Annotated in this window: 20 protein-coding genes; 4 read left to right on the top strand and 16 right to left on the bottom strand. The window is 63.7% G+C overall.

The window, feature by feature from the left end:
* Nucleotides 1-26: 26 nt before the first annotated feature.
* From ASE61_RS23450 to ASE61_RS23420, 7 genes are all read right to left on the bottom strand, one after another.
* Nucleotides 27-356, bottom strand: coding sequence for a hypothetical protein (locus tag ASE61_RS23450; RefSeq protein WP_061971072.1), 330 nt, complete (start codon nucleotides 354-356; stop codon nucleotides 27-29).
* Nucleotides 357-583: 227 nt separating this feature from the next.
* Nucleotides 584-1,294: an LON peptidase substrate-binding domain-containing protein gene (locus ASE61_RS23445; protein ID WP_061971071.1), complete on the bottom strand. Its 711-nt coding sequence runs from the start codon at nucleotides 1,292-1,294 to the stop codon at nucleotides 584-586.
* Nucleotides 1,295-1,391: 97 nt separating this feature from the next.
* Complete coding sequence (locus ASE61_RS23440) at nucleotides 1,392-1,979, bottom strand: dihydrofolate reductase family protein (protein ID WP_061971069.1); 588 nt, start codon at nucleotides 1,977-1,979, stop codon at nucleotides 1,392-1,394.
* 218 nt (nucleotides 1,980-2,197) lie between these two features.
* Nucleotides 2,198-2,560, bottom strand: coding sequence for a hypothetical protein (locus ASE61_RS23435; protein ID WP_061971068.1), 363 nt, complete (start codon nucleotides 2,558-2,560; stop codon nucleotides 2,198-2,200).
* On the bottom strand, nucleotides 2,557-3,828 hold the full coding sequence (locus ASE61_RS23430; RefSeq protein WP_061971066.1) for a flavin-dependent oxidoreductase: 1,272 nt from the start codon (nucleotides 3,826-3,828) through the stop codon (nucleotides 2,557-2,559). Before ASE61_RS23430 ends, ASE61_RS23435 begins: the two co-directional genes overlap by 4 nt.
* Nucleotides 3,825-4,973, bottom strand: a complete 1,149-nt coding sequence (locus ASE61_RS23425) for a DJ-1/PfpI family protein (protein WP_061971064.1) — start codon at nucleotides 4,971-4,973, stop codon at nucleotides 3,825-3,827. Before ASE61_RS23425 ends, ASE61_RS23430 begins: the two co-directional genes overlap by 4 nt.
* 179 nt (nucleotides 4,974-5,152) lie before the next feature.
* Nucleotides 5,153-5,638: a hypothetical protein gene (locus tag ASE61_RS23420; RefSeq protein WP_061971192.1), complete on the bottom strand. Its 486-nt coding sequence runs from the start codon at nucleotides 5,636-5,638 to the stop codon at nucleotides 5,153-5,155.
* 80 nt (nucleotides 5,639-5,718) lie between these two features.
* On the opposite strand from ASE61_RS23420, the gene ASE61_RS23415 reads away from it, so the two are divergent.
* Nucleotides 5,719-6,690, top strand: a complete 972-nt coding sequence (locus tag ASE61_RS23415) for a GlxA family transcriptional regulator (RefSeq protein WP_061971063.1) — start codon at nucleotides 5,719-5,721, stop codon at nucleotides 6,688-6,690.
* Between the two features lie 16 nt (nucleotides 6,691-6,706).
* Nucleotides 6,707-7,249 carry an imm11 family protein gene (locus ASE61_RS23410; RefSeq protein ID WP_061971061.1) on the top strand — a complete coding sequence of 181 codons (543 nt, stop codon included), beginning with the start codon at nucleotides 6,707-6,709 and terminating at the stop codon, nucleotides 7,247-7,249.
* Between the two features lie 61 nt (nucleotides 7,250-7,310).
* Here the strand turns inward: ASE61_RS23410 and ASE61_RS23405 are convergent, their stop codons facing one another.
* The 4 genes from ASE61_RS23405 to ASE61_RS23390 all read right to left on the bottom strand — a co-directional run bounded on the left by ASE61_RS23405 (nucleotide 7,311) and on the right by ASE61_RS23390 (nucleotide 9,311).
* Nucleotides 7,311-7,643, bottom strand: coding sequence for a YciI family protein (locus ASE61_RS23405; protein WP_061971059.1), 333 nt, complete (start codon nucleotides 7,641-7,643; stop codon nucleotides 7,311-7,313).
* 119 nt (nucleotides 7,644-7,762) lie between these two features.
* The gene (locus ASE61_RS23400; RefSeq protein WP_061971057.1) at nucleotides 7,763-8,323 is read right to left on the bottom strand and encodes a dihydrofolate reductase family protein; all 561 of its coding nucleotides are present in this window, start codon (nucleotides 8,321-8,323) and stop codon (nucleotides 7,763-7,765) included.
* A 36-nt stretch (nucleotides 8,324-8,359) separates the two neighbouring features.
* Entirely contained in the window at nucleotides 8,360-8,887 is a 528-nt protein-coding gene (locus tag ASE61_RS23395; RefSeq protein ID WP_061971056.1) for a hypothetical protein, read from the bottom strand.
* 31 nt (nucleotides 8,888-8,918) lie between these two features.
* Entirely contained in the window at nucleotides 8,919-9,311 is a 393-nt protein-coding gene (locus ASE61_RS23390) for a hypothetical protein (RefSeq protein ID WP_156407202.1), read from the bottom strand.
* Between the two features lie 163 nt (nucleotides 9,312-9,474).
* On the opposite strand from ASE61_RS23390, the gene ASE61_RS26705 reads away from it, so the two are divergent.
* Nucleotides 9,475-9,723, top strand: coding sequence for a hypothetical protein (locus ASE61_RS26705; RefSeq protein WP_156407201.1), 249 nt, complete (start codon nucleotides 9,475-9,477; stop codon nucleotides 9,721-9,723).
* A gap of 703 nt (nucleotides 9,724-10,426) precedes the next feature.
* Here ASE61_RS26705 and ASE61_RS23385 read toward each other — a convergent pair.
* Nucleotides 10,427-11,425: a L,D-transpeptidase family protein gene (locus tag ASE61_RS23385; RefSeq protein ID WP_082617676.1), complete on the bottom strand. Its 999-nt coding sequence runs from the start codon at nucleotides 11,423-11,425 to the stop codon at nucleotides 10,427-10,429.
* 71 nt (nucleotides 11,426-11,496) lie between these two features.
* The gene (locus tag ASE61_RS26150) at nucleotides 11,497-11,913 is read right to left on the bottom strand and encodes a DUF1236 domain-containing protein (protein WP_082617690.1); all 417 of its coding nucleotides are present in this window, start codon (nucleotides 11,911-11,913) and stop codon (nucleotides 11,497-11,499) included.
* A gap of 369 nt (nucleotides 11,914-12,282) precedes the next feature.
* Here ASE61_RS26150 and ASE61_RS23375 point away from each other — a divergent pair, with 369 nt between their 5' ends.
* Nucleotides 12,283-12,699: a CBS domain-containing protein gene (locus ASE61_RS23375; RefSeq protein ID WP_320409890.1), complete on the top strand. Its 417-nt coding sequence runs from the start codon at nucleotides 12,283-12,285 to the stop codon at nucleotides 12,697-12,699.
* A 517-nt stretch (nucleotides 12,700-13,216) separates the two neighbouring features.
* Here ASE61_RS23375 and ASE61_RS26945 read toward each other — a convergent pair.
* From ASE61_RS26945 to ASE61_RS23365, 3 genes are all read right to left on the bottom strand, one after another.
* Entirely contained in the window at nucleotides 13,217-13,369 is a 153-nt protein-coding gene (locus ASE61_RS26945) for a hypothetical protein (protein ID WP_200959681.1), read from the bottom strand.
* 253 nt (nucleotides 13,370-13,622) lie between these two features.
* Nucleotides 13,623-14,846 (bottom strand): amidohydrolase family protein, encoded by a 1,224-nt coding sequence (locus tag ASE61_RS23370; RefSeq protein ID WP_061971046.1) that lies wholly within the window; start codon nucleotides 14,844-14,846, stop codon nucleotides 13,623-13,625.
* A 79-nt stretch (nucleotides 14,847-14,925) separates the two neighbouring features.
* Nucleotides 14,926-16,500, bottom strand: a complete 1,575-nt coding sequence (locus ASE61_RS23365; RefSeq protein WP_162260139.1) for an ABC transporter substrate-binding protein — start codon at nucleotides 16,498-16,500, stop codon at nucleotides 14,926-14,928.
* Nucleotides 16,501-16,512 lie beyond the last annotated feature (12 nt).

Here is a 16,512-nt window from a genome sequence, read left to right as displayed (position 1 = left end):
CGGCGAGTTGGCGCGCCAGGGCGACGTCATCCTGATCGATAGCCTGCTCCGTCTTCGGTGAGGCCGGCCTGGAACAACTCATCGGCCATCGCGAGAGCGCCAGCCTCACCGCTTATCGGGATGCGCTCGGGGAAGGCGGTCCGCTCAAGCGAAGGCTCCAGGCTCTTGCGGATATCCGGAGCCGGGAGGGCTACATGGGGAGCGTAGTCGAGGAGGGGCATGGCCGCTTCCTGCTCATCGAAAATCATTGCCCGATCTGTGCTGCGGCCAGCGCCTGCCAGGGCCTGTGCCGCTCGGAGCTCGCGATCTTCCGTGCGGTGTTGGGGCCCGACGTTTCCGTCGAGCGGATCGAACATATCCCGACGGGCGCACGGCGCTGCGCGTACAGAGTTCGCTCCGCTGCCTCGTAGAGCTGAGCCGATGCGGTTCGGCGGAAGCTCTCCGTGCGCCATAAGCGGAATCTAGCTCATCGCCCGAACGCGGACCTCCAGAGCGCCTTCAGTCTAACCTCTTCAGGTTCGTCTCTTGATCTTGGGCAGCTTAATTTTGCCGTCGCTCTAACTCAGCAAAACCTCGCCCAAAATCAACTCAGCTGCGCAGCATCCGCTGCTCGCAAGATGAATGGTGCCATATCGGCTTCAAGCGAGGCCGGCGGTACCGCGCCGTCCAGCAGCTCGACCAGGAGCCGCAGTCGATCGGGTAACGAAGGTGCTGCGAGCAGAGCCTGTCTCTGCGCGATAGGTATCCAATGAGGGGGAGAGTCCTGCCCCAGATATGAAAGCGCGACCCACGGCAAGGATCGGATCCCTTCGATGCGATCGGCGGGGGCGCCGGCCAGAACAAGCTTGGTCGTCACCGCAGGCAGGCCAGCGCGGCGACGCAAAGCCTCGAACCGGAGCAGAGCGCGCTCATGGAGCGGACGAAGCTCGGCTTCTCGCGCAGGTGGATCGTCCCAGGGATCGACCGACACCCGGTAAAAGCCGCCCTGCTGCAATGTGAACGTTCGCAAATGCACACGCCGCACGGCTTCGACGAAAATTCGCACGACGCCTTGTGACACTGCGGATTCAACGACGACCGCAGTCACGCCCACGCCGAAAACCGACGATGCGCCAGACGTCTCGCCTTCAGGATCGCGCAACGAGGCAAAGACCAGATGGCCGCTGGCTGCCGCGGCTCCTGCCGCAGCGATCGATGCGGTGCGCCCCAGGCCGAATGCCCGCGCCATCGGAGGGGCGAGCAGAACGCCACCGCCAAGCGGAAGCAGGGGATGCTCGATGGCCTGTGCTGTCATCTTATGCCCGCCCGCTCGCTTCCGGATTGCCCGCGGCAAATTCCGCCGGGCTCGCGTATTCGAAAGCCGCCCATGGATGGGATATTCATGACGTGTGTTATCGGCAGACGCGGTAGCGGATGTGGGTCGCCATCGGTCCATCGGTCGAGGAGACCTTCTCGAGCAAAATTGGCCCTTTGAAGTTATCGAACAGCCGAATTCCGCTGCCGATAAGGCTCGGTGCGAGATGAATCGCAATTTCGTCAACCACACCGGCGTCCAATGCCTGCTGGGAGGGTGATGCGCCGCTGATGACAACGTCCTTGTCTCCGGCCGCCGCCTGCGCCTGACGGACGGCGCTCTCGATGCCATCGGTGATGAAGGTAATCTTGGAGTCGCCCTTAGGCACCGTTTCAGGGGCCGGCGGTTCATGGGTGAGGATGAAAAGCGGCACGCCCTTCAGCGGATGCGAGCCGCCCCAGCCATTGGTGATATCGTAGGTTCGCCGGCCAAAAATGTAGGCGCCGGACCGGGCATACATGCGGTCAACCTCGGCCTTGTTCGCGCTGCCTTCCTCCTTAGCTCTCGAAAGCCAGCCGAAGACATGCTTGATGCCGTCCCGGCCCTTCGGAAACGCTTCTCCGTCATCTGGCCCGGCACAGAAACCGTCGAGCGACATGCTCATTTCGATGATGACTTTGGCCATGGCTCCTCTCCAGTTTTGCTTGTTTCGCCTCAGGGGGCGAACGACTATTCCTTTCGATCAGCGAGATACGGGTCGCCTGGACCTGCCGCGCGGTAGAAGATCGATACTCCCTCCAATTCCAGCCGCCGATGCGTTGGTCCATTCGTCACTCGAGCCTTCTTCTCCAACGCCGGCCAAATGCCTTTTCCGGCGGACACCGCATTCTTGCGAGTTAGGCGTCACCGTCGCCACGACGCCCAGGCGGCGAGCGAGCCGACCAGGAGCACGAGGAGCAGGACAACGTGGAATGCCGCGTCGCCGCGAGTCTGCGGTCCGACCCCGACCGCGATCGTGAACGCACCGACCAGCGTGCCGAGAAGCGCGAACCCCTGCGCGGCAAGGGCTATGATGGGGCCGCGCGCCGGCCAGATCAGAACCATCAGCAGGCCGAGGCCGAGCACCGCTCCGAAGACCCCTTCGGCAATCATGGCGTGCCGGTGCTCGAACCCGGATATCAGGACGCCCGCGTGCACCAGAGAAGCCACGGTGAAGAGGAGCGTCTCCGCCAACAGAATGAGCGCGAGTTTCGTGTGGTCAGTCATGGCTCCAGCTTCCGATTGTTGTGGCGCCGCCGTTCGCTTTCCCTGTCCGCGGCGAACCCCGCCAGGCTCGCATAACCACGCACGATCCGCTGGCGTTCCTCGTAGGAGGCCACCGCTTCAACGTCGTCGAAGCGATCGGGCGCCCGGCTTTCCACGAGATCGATCACGCCTTCCGGCCCGCCTTTGCGGTTAGCATGGATGATTTCCGCCGTGGCAGGACGGCGCTCCCCGTCATAGGCGCTGAGCGCGGCCTCCACGGATCCATGAGTCTGCAGGTGCTCCGCCAGAGAGTGGGCATCGAGGATGGCCTGGCTCGCACCGTTCGAGCCGACGGGATACATGGGATGGGCGGCGTCGCCGAGCAGGGTGACGCGCCCGAACGACCAGCGCAGCAGCGGTTCACGATCGCAGTTGGGATATTCGTGAAACGCGCCGGTGGCGCGGATGATCTTCGCCGGATCGACGTAGTCCAGGTGGAAGCGGTCGCGCACGAACGGCAAGACCTCGTCGAGGTTGCCGGGCCGGCTCCAGTCGCCAAGGGTGAGCTTCCGGGCCTCGGCCTCGTGGAGCCGGGCCATCACGGCCCAGTTGGTCAGGCGCATGCCCGGATCGTTGGGATCGCTCTCGATCGGATAAAAGATGAACTTGGCGTGGTTGCCGCCGGCAATCGCCATCGTGCGACCGTCCTGCCATGTCGGCCACCGCGTGGCGCCGCGCCAGAGCATGACGCCGTTCCAGATCGGCGGCCCTTCGCCCGGATAGAGCTTGGCGCGCACGGTGGAATGGATGCCGTCGGCGCCGATCAACAGATTCCCGCTGGCTCGCAGTGCCTTTCCGGTTTCGGACAGAAAAGCGGTGACCTTGCTCCCGTCCTGTTCGAAGCCCGTCAAGCTGCAGCCGGTACGGATGACTTCCCGCCCCAACCGGTCCATGACAGCCTGATGGATCAGGCCCAGCAACCTGCCGCGATGGATGCTGAATTGCGGGACCGCATGGCCGCCCTCTATACCGCGCAGCTCCCGCCAGACGATCTGGCCGAACCTGTTCGAATAGATCAGCTCACGCGTCCGGATTCCGGCAGCATCAAGCGCGTCCATCAGCCCGAGCTCGGCCAGCAGACCGACGGCATGCGGCAGCATGTTGATGCCGACGCCGAGCTCACGCACCGCATCAGCGCGTTCGAATATCTCGACCTCGATTCCCGCCCGGTGCAGGAAGAGTGCGGTCGTCAGTCCACCGATGCCGGCGCCCACGATCAGCGCCTTCATGATCCCGCTCCGGGTCGCGGATATTCGAGCTGCATGGCGACCATATGCGCCGTGGCCTGCCCATACCGGGCCCCGATAGCCTGCAAGGCCTCGTCCAGGGCTTTTGCTGGCCGCATGTTGGCAGCAAACGGCAATCGCTCGCCGGAGCGGGCCGCGGTCACTCTATCTGGAAGGAGGCGCACGCCGCCGCGTGTCGTCACTGCCGCAGACGATGCCGCGAACAGCCCCACCCGGGAGCGATAGGTGCGCGACCACGCATCGGCGACGAGCGCAAGCGACACTTCATCCATCCCCGGTTCGAGCGCTATGACGAAACGATCCTGGCGCCAGACGGCGAGGCGATTGCCCAGCGCGATTGCGGCGAAGGGACGGGTCAGTCTGAAGGCACCGCTGTCGTGCCGGGCATCCCATCGCTCCAGCCCGAGATCGCGGGCAACCGTTTGCGCCTTGTCCCTTCCGGCGATCGCCTCGACCAAGGCCAGCATCATCGGCATCGAAGCGGTGATGCCGGTGGTGGTGGCGACACCCCGATCCACCACTATGCGCCGGTTGGCGACGTAGCGGATCGACGGGTGGTGCTTGAGCAAATCCCCGAGATAATACCAGTGGGTGGTCGCCCGCCGGTCGTCGAGAAGCCCGGCTGCGGCGGCAACCTTCGCGCCGGCACAAATTGCGATGATAACGGCCCCGTGTTCCGCCTGCTTGCGCAGCCAGGCCATGATGGCTGGATTATCGTCACGGCTCATGGCCGGAACGATCACATAGTCGGCTCCTTTCGGGTGTCGCGCATCGAAGGCTTCGATCGTCGCATCGGCTTCGACAGTCAGCGCCGGATAGAGTTTGACCGGGCCGGGCTCCGTCGACAGCATCACCACATCGGCGATATCCGCCCGGCGCAGAATTCCCGTTGGCATGAGATAGTCGGTCGTCTCCGTCGCATCGTTGAGGCCGACGACGGCGACCAGGGGCCGAGCCCGTTTCGGCGGCTTCAGCGCCGCCAGCATGGCGTCTACCTCCGTTTGCGGGACGGCTGACGACGCGACGGCGACGGGTGTGGCGGGCAAGGTGGCCAGCCACAGTCCGAGGCCCGCCAGCGGCAGGGCGATCAGGGCCAGTCCAGCCCAAATGAGATAGCGTATGGACATCGAGCGCTCCGATCGAGCGTTGCTTCCATCGTCAGGGTATCGAGCGTGCGCTGGCGGAAATGAAGCAGTGTATTTTCTGACAAAGCGAAGCGACGGTGACTACCGGGCCTCGCCGCCACGCTCGCGACGACCGCGCCGCTTCTGATCGACCTACATGGCGACACGCCACTAGGGTTGTCCTACTGCGCAATCGCAACTGACATCGACAGGAAGCCAAGCGTTGCGAAACACGCACGCAGTACGTGGGACCACTCCCAGACGTTGCGCATGTGTCGCCAATCAGAATCGGGTGACGAGAACAGGCCGAAAAAGAGTTGGCTCGTACCGCCAAGCTCCGAATCTTTCAGCCAGGCGCTGTTCACCGAGTGGGTCACGAGCCAGTAGGTCGCATGAACTGCGATCAGCAGTCCCAACGCACCTGTCGTCCACCAGAAGCGCTCCGTGCCGGTCGGAGTGAAGAACAGGAGGATGGCAAGCACGACCATGCCACCGACCTCCCCCACGAGCCCGCCGATGGTGAAGCCGGGAAAATAGATCGCCTGAACTGCGCGGTAGGTGGTCTCGTCAAGACGCAGCTTTCCGGGGAATTCCAGTGCATGCGCCAGCGAGAGCCCCATCGTCACCGCTACCAGCAGCAAACCAAGGATAGAGAGAGCCAGGAACATACCGATCCTCATCGTTTCCGCCGTTAGGATAGCGAAAGAGGGGTCTGGCGGGAATGACATAAACATGGCATTTTCTGCCAATGCATCGTGTCGCCTTCGTCGTTTATCCCGGCTTCGAGCTTCTCGACATGTCCGGGCCGGTCTCGGTCTTCACCAGTGCCAATCGAGCTTTGGGGTTGAGTGAGAAGCCTGCGTTCTACGCCATCGACCTCGTATCGGTGTCGGGCGGGCCGGTGACGAGCAGCAGTGGCATCGCCGTCCACACGCAAAGCCTGGAAGACCGCGCGCACGAGGCGGTCGATACACTTCTCGTCGCCGGCGCAGAGAGCGAGAACCTGCTGCCAATCCTTGCCGATCCCGCCTGGGCAGCATGGCTTCCGAAGCTGACGGGCAAGGCGCGTCGGTTCGGCTCGGTCTGTTCCGGCGCGATCATCCTTGCAAGGCTCGGGCTGCTCGATGGGCATCGTGTCGCCACCCATTGGGATGCCTGCACGCCGCTTGCTGCCGCCTTTCCGCCCGTCAGCGTCGATCCGGACTCGCTTTACGTGGTCGACGGCCGGCTCTGGACCTCGGCCGGGGTGACCACCGGCATCGACATGGCGCTCGCCATGGTCGCGCAGGATCTCTCCGCCGACATCGCCGGCGAGGTCGCCAAGCGGCTCGTGCTCTATGCGCGCCGGCCCGGCTACCAATCGCAGTTCAGCCCGCTGCTTCAGGCGCAGGTGAAGGCTGACAGTCCCTTCGCCGATCTGATCGCCTGGATCCTGGCAAACCTCGCCGCCCCCCTGGAAGTCCCGGCCCTTGCGGATCGCGCCGGTCTCAGCGAGCGGACGTTCCATCGCCGATTTGTCGCGGCCACCGGCGAAACGCCGGCCCGCTTCGTCGAGACGGCGCGCCTCGATGCCGCCCGCATGCTGCTATGCCGCGGGCTTTCTCTGAAGTCGGTTGCGGCCGAGGTCGGCCTGTCCCCGGCAGCCCGGTTTTCCGAAGCCTTCGAGCGCCGCTTCGGCATCGCGCCGCGACTGTTTCGCGAGATGCATGCGGCGTTCTGACCGGAAGGATCAAGCCATGCCGATGACGATTTACAAGTTCGCCGTCTTGGAAGATCAGGAATGGATTTTTCCCGTCGACGGCGCGGATTTCGAAACCTTCTTTGCGATGGATGGGCGTGCCATCCAGGATTGGGCTCCCCCTGTGATGCGGATGGTCGAGGCGGAGCAAGGGGCTGAGGAACCGAGCTACTCCGATTTCCCCTGGCTGGGCGAGCATGCGCCGATCCTGAAAAAGCCCGCCGTGGATGCTCTGGCACCGGTCTTGGCTCAATATGGACAGCTTCTGCCGCTGAAGGGCGAAAACGTCTGGCTGTTCAACGTCACCACCGTCCTCGATGTCCTCGACAGGGAGAAATCCGGCATCGTCTATTTCGATGACGGAGACATCCTCGATATCGAGCGGCATGTCTTCAAAAGGGACGTCATCGGAACCGCCGAGATCTTCAAGCTGCCGCGGCGGGCCTCAGCCGTCTATGTCACCGGTCGTTTCGTTGAGCAGGTCCGCGGCTCCGGCCTTCGCGGTGTCTCGTTCGCTCCTGTGTGGACATCCGAAGAATGAGCGGTCGCCGCGATCGGGAGACGCCGCGAAACCAGGCATCAGCGACCCCCGCTGGTGCGGATCACGGCGTCTCTTTCAACGGCCAGACTTCGACGACGCCGTACGCAACTGCGCATGGCACGAGTGAAACCTTCTCGATGGCGCCGGCCAGGTCGGTGGCCTCGATGATGGCGAATCCCGCGATCGGCAACGCTGACGACATGAAGCGTCCATCACGAGTTTCTACGCTGCGCGCCTCGGGATTGCGGACCTGAACCGGTGTGCCGGCGATCCCCATCACGGCGCCTTCGGACCGCAGTTTTGCGTCCTGGACATGCGCGGCGTCTCTGAGCGGCTGGGGCGTGCGGTCGTAGCCGGCTCGGTCGCCATATCCGATCGTGACGAACTTGGGCATTGTCTTGCCTCCTTTCAGGGGCTGCGGCAGCGGCGATAACGGCGGCATGAGCGGCCTGCAGACGGTCCGATCCGGCCGGGGCAAACGGCCATCAAGTCGTCACCGCGGACTCCGCGCCATTACGCATAATGCGGCGCGCCATCGGGCCGGTAGTCGAGCACAACAACCTCGCCATCAAGAATCCGGTGATCCTCGAGCTTGAACTTCTGGTCCGGCATCCCCTTGAAAAAGGGCTCGACGCCGGACTGCGGTAGGATCAGCGGGCAATAGATCAGGCGCAACCGGTCCAGCAGGTTCGCCGCAAGAAGCTGACGGACGATGGACAGGCTTCCCATCGTCCGGATTTCAGCATCTTGGCCGGCGCGTTCTGCGCGGATCGTATCGAGAAAGCCGGAACCCAGCACGATCAGCCCCGGCCAGCCCGCGCTGCCGAGCGTGGAGGAGACGACCCAACCGGGGTTTTTGGTCATCTTGCGATAATCGTCGTCCTGATAAGCCTCGGGGACGCCGCTCAAGGCATCAAGGGTCTTGCGGCCGATCAGGGTGCGATTCGGCTGCGCGCTCTTCTGCGCCAGCCATGCCATGAATTCCGGCCCCGTGTATCCGTAATAGGCCGGCGACTTCTCGCCCCGCGCCGCGCCATCGATCGACAGCATGATCTCGGAAACGATCTCGGTCATCGCCTTCTCCTCATCAACATGCCGGCGGCTATCGGCCTACCGAGCCGGCAATTCGGTCCAAAGATCCTTGGCGAAGCCCCTCTGGTCGAGTTGCCGCGTGGTGCCCGTCACCTCTGTCTTCCCGTTGCGACACCGGTAGGCGTGGATGCTGTCATGGCCGATCGCATAGGCTGGAACGCTCCCTGCGTCGGGATTGTCCCGGCAGAACATGTCGGCGCCGGGATTGTCGCGCTGCGCGTTCATTTTGGTGCAGGGCAGGTTCGCGCCCACGAAGCAGACCATGACCTTGCTGTTCATGCAGCGGTACTGGGCCTGCGTTTGCCAGGAATCTCCATCCGGCCCACTTTTGGCGTTGGGAAACAGCTTCCTGAATGCCGAGGCCGTGCGCGCGCGAAGTGCGGGATCGTAGTCCCGAATGCTGTCGTCATTGCCTAGACGGGCGCAGACGGCGGTAAGGTCGGCTTCGGGCGCTGCGCGGACCTGATCGTCGAAGTCCAGCAGCGGCAAAGCCACGGCAGCCAACCCAAGCGCCCAGATCATCCCGATTGCGAAGCGCGGCATCATCTCCTCCTCCGGTTGCTGAGAGCGGCTCCGGTCAGCATCGCTGAAAACGCTGCGGTTTCGCTGCGATCCAGGAGAAGCCCTCCAGCGTGAGGTCAATCTCTTTGGCGGCATGCCGTCGCAGAACGACTTTGCCTGGCGTGACGGGGCTACCGCCCTTGTAGCACCGCGCGTCGAACCTCAGGCTCTTTCCCGAGCGGGTCGCCTTGCTCAGCTCGCAACCGACCTCGTAAAATCCGAGATCGGCCGCTGTGATCGTCAGCACTTCGACTTCGCCACTGACCGGCTCGCATCGTCCAGAATGGCTCGACCATTTGCCCTGCCATTCCGCGGGCACCTCAGCCAAGGCTGGGGCGTGGCAGCCTAGCAACCCGAGAAGGCTGAAGAAGACGAACTGTCGGAGTTGGTAGCGGTCGCGAGGTTGCATGTGCTCTTGCCTCTCCGCGTTGGTCGGGCGCCAAAGGCCCCGTGTAACGACGACGAATGAGCTCCGCCGGATTCGACATCGGCACGCAAAAAAGCCGCTCGCCAGCTCGAGGTCTCGTTCACTTAGCCTACTGACGAGAGCGGTCGGCAGGTATGACAAAGACATGGACATTTCCGCCATTGCGTCGCGTCACTGCGGGATCTCGGATCAACGGATCCCGCCCAAGAGGGCGGGATTGCACGCGCTACCGGTTGCCGCGACGGCAGATCGTGAAGCCGAGATCTCAGCCGATCAATCCGATCAGGTCGATGAGCGGAGACCAACTAGCCCAAGCTGCGGCGGCCGCATGATTCTCGTCGAGCGCTTCGCGCCAGGCACCGTCCTCGCCGTCTTCAGGATTGATACATCATGAAGACGGCGCCACGGCGATATCCGGATTGGCCAGCGCCGTCGTCGGCCAGAGAGCGGGCGATCCCGCTCGGCCCGATCGCGGAAATGGAGATTGTGACGGGCCCGGATACGTCCCATGAGCATCCAACCGCCGGCTCCCGGGCATTTCGGTCGGCGCATCGCGCCTCCGATCCACGCCTTGCACGATTCCGCCGACCAGGCCGCGCGGCAAAATCTCCATAGCGCACAGCTTCGGGCCGCGGCTTCCACGGGATGCTTTCGGACGCCGCCCCTCAGCCCGGTCCGAACCTGCCCGCACGGGCCGGCGTCCGAAACCCTTCACATTTGCGGGCGTTGAGACGATGCCAGGAAGCGGACCTTGTCCGCGGGCCGAAAAGCCACGATCCGGTTTTCGTATTGCAGCATAACCCGGCTGAACAGGCCACCAGACCATCCTGTCGCCGGCCATCCGACTGCGGTATCGTCCGGCTATGAAGCTCAGCCAGAACATACGGTTCTGCACCTCCGCCGACGGCACGCTGGATGGCAATAGCGGACGGGGAGTGCGGTTCTTTGACGAGTGGAGGGCGGCGATTTGGCAGCCGTTCGACGAGGATTTCGCGGCAATCAATCTGGAGCGACGACGGCGGCGCTCCCGAGCACAAGCCTCCGTGCTGGGCGGATCCAAAGGTGCAGCCAATGGCCAGCCACGAGGTCGCCGGACGCTACTCGGTGAAGCGGACGACAGTGCCGGGCTTCACCATCCTGGCGAGGTCCTCCGCATCCCAGTTCGTCAGCCGCACGCAGCCATGCGACGAAGCTTTCCCAATCCGGGATGGCTCCGGCGTCCCATGGATGCCGAATGTCGGCTTGGAGAGCCCGATCCAGATGCTGCCAACAGGATTGTTCGGGCCGCGGGGAAGCACGAGCCTGCGGGTATTACGGCCCTGCTGGAAATTCTTGACCGGATCGTAGTGATAGGTGGGCTGCCGGACGATGCGAGCAACCTGGTACTCGCCTTCGGGCGATGGCGTATCGCTGCTCCCGATGGTGGCCGGGTAGCTCGCGATCATCTCGCCCTGCGATCCATAGGCGGCGACGATGCCCGTTCGCTTGTCGGCTTTGATCAATGTCGCTTCCGCGCCGGGCGCGGCGCGGTCGGCTGCGATGACCTGAAGCGCCGTACCCGCAACGCGGTAATCCGCACGCGGATTGAGAGCGCGAAACAAGCCCTTTCCCATCCTGAAGCGCTCGGCGAACATTTCCGGGGCGCTGCTATAGGCAAGGCGCCGCATCCGGGCCTGCCGGGCATAATCGCGCGGGATGCGTTTCGAGAAGACGTAGCGCGCATCCGCCTTCGCCACCGAGTAGGAGATGACGATATCCTGGCTTCTGTCGCCGCCGAGGGCGCGCCATGTCGCTTCGTCGACGACATCGCCGGAGCCGAGATTCTCGCGGCGGCGGTATTGCGCGATGGCCTTGCGATAGTTCTCGCCGTCCATCCCATCGATCTCGCCGGGGGAAATGCCCTGACGCGCCAGCAGCGTCTGCATCTTGACGAGGGCGGCGGCTGGCTTTGCTTTCCTGGCAGTGCTCGACGTCGGCATATCAGCTCGATTGATCTCGTCGGCCGTCAGGGCCCGAGCGTTGCCAGCCACCGCGAGGACGGCCACCACGGCAACAGCGGCCCGAACTATCCGGTATGTCGAGATCGGCCTCAGCATCTGTTTGCTCGTTGTCCCGGGAGGCGCAAAGGCAAGGCTCCCGCCACACTGAGGTGGCGGGCTTTGGCTTGCTACTCGATGATCTGGACAACCCGGCGCGTGCGCGGCTCGACCAGGACCGGGCGCTCATTCACGACCGTGTACCGATACTGCTTCCTCACGCCGTACTCCGCCGGTACGCGGTGATAGACCACGCCGCGTTGAGGAAGCACGGCTCCGACACGCAGGTCTTCGTCGTAGGAATAGGACGGGACGCGCTGTTCGACGACATATTCCCGGAAGCGGGGTGTATTGTCGCCGACGATACCGCCCGCGACCGCTCCGCCAACACCACCGACCACAGCCCCGACAGGGCCGCCGACAATAGCGCCGCCCACGGCGCCTGCTGCAGCTCCTCCAGCGGCTCCGCCACGAGCGCCCTGTGGATTTTGCGCGAAGGCAAGTGCTGGGATCATGCTCAGCACGGCGATCAGAGCTAATCTCTTCATGGTTTCGTCCTCCTGGAATGACCCAGACCCAACCAGCAAACCATTGCGGACTGGGCACAGTTCCAGAACGAGGTCACAATCGGCAGACGGTCACCGGATCTGGAAGGTGAAATCCTCGCTGCAATCCGCTTTTCGCCAGGCCCTGGAAACTGCCTCACGCGCCGGAATTGTCGTGGTCACGTAAGCCGAGGGGCCGGGCAGAAAGCGACCCAGGCTGATTTCTTGGGGCGAGTGATGATGAAACCTGGGAACCAGAGGGAACGCCCGCTGTTCCACAAGCAGCGACAATCGATGCGGCGCTCTCAGGTTTGAGCGCCGGCATCATCCAACCAACAGTCCAGGAGACCCGCGATGCGAGTCAGCGATCTGATGACGCGCGAAGTCTGCGTAGCCAATCCGCAGGAAACCATTCAGCAGGCCGCCAGGCTGATGGCCGGGCTCGACGTCGGCATGTTTCCGGTCGGGGATGACGATCGTTTGATGGGCATGATCACCGATCGCGACATTGCCATTCGCGGCGTCGCCGAAGGGAAGGCCCCACTGACCAAGGTCAGCGAGATCATGAGCCATGAGGTCAGGTACTGCTTCGCTGATCAGGAGATCGACGAGGTCCTGCAGAATATGGCGGATGTTCAGGTGCGCCGCCTACCGGTCATCGATCGCGACAAACGACTGGTCGGCATCCTGGCGCTCAGCGATGCGACCACCGCCGCCACCAATGGCGAAGCGGGCGAGGCGCTAGCCGGCATCTCGCGTCCGGGTGGTCAGCATAGCCAGACCGGTTAGAGGATGCTCATCGAGATCAGTGGATTCGCTGCGAACAAGGTCAGTTCATCGCGAGGGGCATCCAGGTAGGAAGCACTCACGCGAGACGGCCCAGGCTACAAGCTCACCCCTGCGGTTTCGGCGAAAAGGCATCTTGTGTAGTTAGTCTCGATTGGTCCGGCCTTACCGTAAAGCTGCCGGAAGGATTGCCAGAAACCGAACGTATCTAGAGTCAGGAAGGGGCCAAAAGGCACCATCTTCCTTCCGGGTGAGATGCGCCACTTCCGGACATTGGGTCACGGCCCGAAAGCGGACGTTGGCCCTCTGCTCAGGCAACGTCTGTTAGCGACCCAACTCGGACCCTGAGCTGATCCGCTGTCGGGCTATCCGGCTTGCGTCACGAGCCGCGAGACTGCCTCAACCCCCATCCCATTCTGACTGAGCCAAGCGGGCCCGTAGGGAACGTAGCCAAACGGCGAACCCGTTAGTGACGAAATTATCTCTGATCAGGTCGCGGTCTTGTGGTGAAGCATCGAAGTCAGCGAACCTTGTCGGCCCGGAAAACGACATCTGGATCGAGCACTGAGAGAAGCGCGTCGAAGTCGCCGCCCCGCACCGCCTCGAGAAAGGCTTCAACCAGTTTCCGCTGCTTGGCTCGAACGGTATTTTCAAAGATGGGCAGACCTTGCACGCGGCGGCGCGCGCGACTTGCGAGTTGGCGCGTTGCCTCGACGGAGCGGCCAACGACGGGAGCGATCCCCTCATAGGATAGCGCAGCCTGACCTGCGAAGCTGGATCCGCTGCTGCCGGTTATCGAGGCTATCCTGGATGGGGATCGGGCGTCTCCGGTGAACTTCTGGACGACGTCCGGAGCTTCGACGCGTTTGAGGGCGCCCGAAATAACGGGCTCGCCCTTTGCGGGCTCTGCAGGCTCGATGCGATCTTCAGGCGGTTAGGACCTTGCCTCCCTGCATGACGAGGCGAACGTCGCGCAGAGCGGCGAGATGGCTCAGCGGATCGGCTCCGACAACAAGGACGTCGGCCGCCAGACCGGGAGTGAGACTGCCGGTCTGAGTCTCGATGTCGATGACTTTTGCAGCGTAGCCGGTGGCGGAGACGATGGTTTCCATCGCCGTCATCCCGCCTTCCTGCATCAGCTCCATTTCCAGCGGCAGATCGTCGAAGCGCGTGAAGCGCCAGCCGGCGTCGGTGCCCGCGACGAAGCTCACGCCGGCCTCGCGCAACTGGCGGAACTGGTAGAGGTTCTGGGCTGCAGATTTCTCCCAGCGGACCAGGAAGGCCGCCTCGGTCTCGGTGAGCGACGGTCTTCCGCGCAGTTCGCGAAGCACGGCGCCGCCGACCGCGAGCGTGCCCGTCACGGGGATGCCCGACTTCGCCAGCTTCTCGGCGACGGCCGGCTCATAGACCTGCCGGCCGGTGCGGTCGGAGATGAAGCCGGCATGCTCGAGCTGATCGAAGCCAGCCTCGATCGCCATCTCGATCGAGCGGGCGCAGAGGCAATGCGCGGTCGCCTTCCGATCGAAGTGATGAGCCTCGTCGACCATGGCATTGAGCTCTTCCTGCGAGAAGGCCGGGTTCCAGGATTGCGTGCCGACAGTGCCACCGCCGCTCGCCATCACCTTGATGAAGTCGGCCCCGAGCTTGATCATCTCGCGGACTTTCTTGCGGACGCCGTCGACGCCATCGGCCTCGCCGCCGAGATACCAGACATGGCCGCCGGTGATCGTGATCGCCTGGCCGCAGGCGACGACGCGGGCGCCCTCGCCATGGCCGAGCTGCAGGGCGCGGCGGACGTCGATGGCCGTGCGCCCCTTGGCGCCGAGATCGCGCAGCGTCGTGATACCGGCCTTCAGCGCTTTGACCGTCGCCAGCGCCGAGGTCGCGACCAAGACGCCTTCCGTCTCGCGCACGGCGTCTTCGAGAATGGTGCCATCACCGGGCAGATTGAGATGGACATGCGTGTCGATCAGGCCGGGAAGGATCGTCGCGCCGGGATAGTCGTGGGTCTCGGTGCCCGACAATTCGGCCGGGACAGGGCCGGACAGGACCGCCTCCACCTTGCCGCCGGAGACCACGAGGACCGGATCCTGCACCGGAGCGGCACCAGTTCCGTCGATGAGTTGGGCGGCCTTGATCAGCGTCTTCACGGCATTCGCTCCCGGAGCGTCTTATCTTGATCGGACAGAAAAATGGCGGAGCCGCTCGCGAGCAGCTCCGCCGTCAGGCTCAGTCGGCCAGCGAAGCCGCGCCGAGATATTCGAAGCCGCCGCCCGAATAGGTCACTCCGGTCAGCTTCTTCGAGGTCATCACCAGATCGACGTTCTGGCGGATCGGCAGCATCACCGCCTCGTCCATCAGGAGCTTCTGGAGCTCCTGATAGATCGCGACGCGCTTGGCGGAGTCACCCTCTTCGCGGCCCTGTTTGAAGAGCGCGTCGAGCTTCGGGTTCGAATAGTGGCTCCAGTTGAAGTACTGGCCGGCGGTGAACCAGCCTGAGAGGGCATCCGGATCGACGCCGATGTACTGAAGCGGCGTCAGCGACATGTCGCCGTTGATGTTGGCCGCGAGCCAGGCCGGCGAGGCGAGCAGCTGGACATTGGCCTCCATGCCGACTTTCTGGAGGTAGTTCTGGATGGCCTGAGCCAGCAGCGGATAGGACGTCGAGGTGGAGATGGCGGTCAGCGTCAGGGAAAGGCGCTTGCCGTCCTTCTCCCAGAAACCGTCCTTTTTGGTCCAGCCGCCCTCCTTGAGGGTGGCCTCGGCCTTGGCCGGGTCATAGGGGTACATCGTCTCAAGCGACTTGTCGTAGCCGAACATCGAGGGCTGCAGCGGGGTCAGCGAAGGCTGAATCGCGCCGGCCTCGGCGAGCTGGACGACGCCCTTCTTGTCGATGGCGTACTGGATGGCGCGGCGCACGGCGACGTCGTCGGTCGGGAACTTCTTGGCATTGACGGGGGCGAAGATGCCCAGCCCCGTGATCGGGACCGGGATCGCGGTGAAGCGATCCATCTTCTGCATCGCGTTCCAGTGCACGCCCGGCGTCTGCTGCATCATCTGCGACTGGCCGGCCTGGAACTGGCTCACGCGGGCCTGCGGATTGGTGACGATCTGGAATTTCACCTCCGCGATGTTCGGCGGCCCCTTGTGGCCGACGGAGGGCGGGTTCCAGTTGTAGGCCTCGTTGCGCTTGACCACGAGGCTCTGGTTCGGCTCGTAGCTGACAAAGGAATAGGGGCCGGTGCCGACAGGGTTCAGGCCGAGGTCCTTGCCGTATTTGACGATGGCGGCCGGAGACTGCATGCCGAGATAGGGCACGCCCAGCTGCCGCAGCAGCGGCGCGTAAGGCGTCGCGCATTTGATGTCGACGGTGAACTTGCCAGTGGCGACCGCTTCCTTGCAGGGCCCGAGCAGCGCGATCGAGACCTTGGCGGCGGTGTCTTTGTTGGTGATGTACTTGATGTTTTCGACGACGGATTCAGCATCGAAGACCGTGCCGTCATGGAACTTCACATCCTCGCGCAGGGTGAAGCTGTAGGTCAGCCCGTCGGCCGAGACCGACCACTTGGTCGCCAGCAACGGCTCGACCTTGAAGTCCGGCGTCAGCCAGACCAGTGTGTCGAAGATGTTGACCAGCAACGGGCCCTGGTTGCGGGCACCGGTAGTGGCCGGGTTGAGCGTGTCGATTGGCTCGGCCCAGCCGACCGTGATCTTGGCGTTCTTGTTGGGTGCCTGTGCCTGCGCGCCCGATATGGCGAGTGTCGAGAGGCCTACCAGCAGCAGCCCCGAAATCCCTGTCTTCATCGCCATATCCCC

The sequence above is a fragment of the Allobosea sp. Root670 genome, from assembly GCF_001429415.1.
GTDB classification, from domain to species: domain Bacteria; phylum Pseudomonadota; class Alphaproteobacteria; order Rhizobiales; family Beijerinckiaceae; genus Allobosea; species Allobosea robiniae.
The sequence above is the reverse complement of the archived record's forward strand: the minus strand, read 5'-3'. Positions and strand labels throughout refer to the sequence as shown.

What these genes read in the sequence shown, in the direction of transcription:
- ASE61_RS23450 (WP_061971072.1), bottom strand. Translation starts at nt 356, where the DNA reads ATGTTCGATCCGCTCGACGGAAACGTCGGGCCCCAACACCGCACGGAA.
- ASE61_RS23445 (WP_061971071.1), bottom strand. Translation starts at nt 1,294, where the DNA reads ATGACAGCACAGGCCATCGAGCATCCCCTGCTTCCGCTTGGCGGTGGC.
- ASE61_RS23440 (WP_061971069.1), bottom strand. Translation starts at nt 1,979, where the DNA reads ATGGCCAAAGTCATCATCGAAATGAGCATGTCGCTCGACGGTTTCTGT.
- ASE61_RS23435 (WP_061971068.1), bottom strand. Translation starts at nt 2,560, where the DNA reads ATGACTGACCACACGAAACTCGCGCTCATTCTGTTGGCGGAGACGCTC.
- ASE61_RS23430 (WP_061971066.1), bottom strand. Translation starts at nt 3,828, where the DNA reads ATGAAGGCGCTGATCGTGGGCGCCGGCATCGGTGGACTGACGACCGCA.
- ASE61_RS23425 (WP_061971064.1), bottom strand. Translation starts at nt 4,973, where the DNA reads ATGTCCATACGCTATCTCATTTGGGCTGGACTGGCCCTGATCGCCCTG.
- ASE61_RS23420 (WP_061971192.1), bottom strand. Translation starts at nt 5,638, where the DNA reads ATGTTCCTGGCTCTCTCTATCCTTGGTTTGCTGCTGGTAGCGGTGACG.
- ASE61_RS23415 (WP_061971063.1), top strand. Translation starts at nt 5,719, where the DNA reads ATGCATCGTGTCGCCTTCGTCGTTTATCCCGGCTTCGAGCTTCTCGAC.
- ASE61_RS23410 (WP_061971061.1), top strand. Translation starts at nt 6,707, where the DNA reads ATGCCGATGACGATTTACAAGTTCGCCGTCTTGGAAGATCAGGAATGG.
- ASE61_RS23405 (WP_061971059.1), bottom strand. Translation starts at nt 7,643, where the DNA reads ATGCCCAAGTTCGTCACGATCGGATATGGCGACCGAGCCGGCTACGAC.
- ASE61_RS23400 (WP_061971057.1), bottom strand. Translation starts at nt 8,323, where the DNA reads ATGACCGAGATCGTTTCCGAGATCATGCTGTCGATCGATGGCGCGGCG.
- ASE61_RS23395 (WP_061971056.1), bottom strand. Translation starts at nt 8,887, where the DNA reads ATGATGCCGCGCTTCGCAATCGGGATGATCTGGGCGCTTGGGTTGGCT.
- ASE61_RS23390 (WP_156407202.1), bottom strand. Translation starts at nt 9,311, where the DNA reads ATGCAACCTCGCGACCGCTACCAACTCCGACAGTTCGTCTTCTTCAGC.
- ASE61_RS26705 (WP_156407201.1), top strand. Translation starts at nt 9,475, where the DNA reads ATGGACATTTCCGCCATTGCGTCGCGTCACTGCGGGATCTCGGATCAA.
- ASE61_RS23385 (WP_082617676.1), bottom strand. Translation starts at nt 11,425, where the DNA reads ATGCTGAGGCCGATCTCGACATACCGGATAGTTCGGGCCGCTGTTGCC.
- ASE61_RS26150 (WP_082617690.1), bottom strand. Translation starts at nt 11,913, where the DNA reads ATGAAGAGATTAGCTCTGATCGCCGTGCTGAGCATGATCCCAGCACTT.
- ASE61_RS23375 (WP_320409890.1), top strand. Translation starts at nt 12,283, where the DNA reads ATGACGCGCGAAGTCTGCGTAGCCAATCCGCAGGAAACCATTCAGCAG.
- ASE61_RS23365 (WP_162260139.1), bottom strand. Translation starts at nt 16,500, where the DNA reads ATGAAGACAGGGATTTCGGGGCTGCTGCTGGTAGGCCTCTCGACACTC.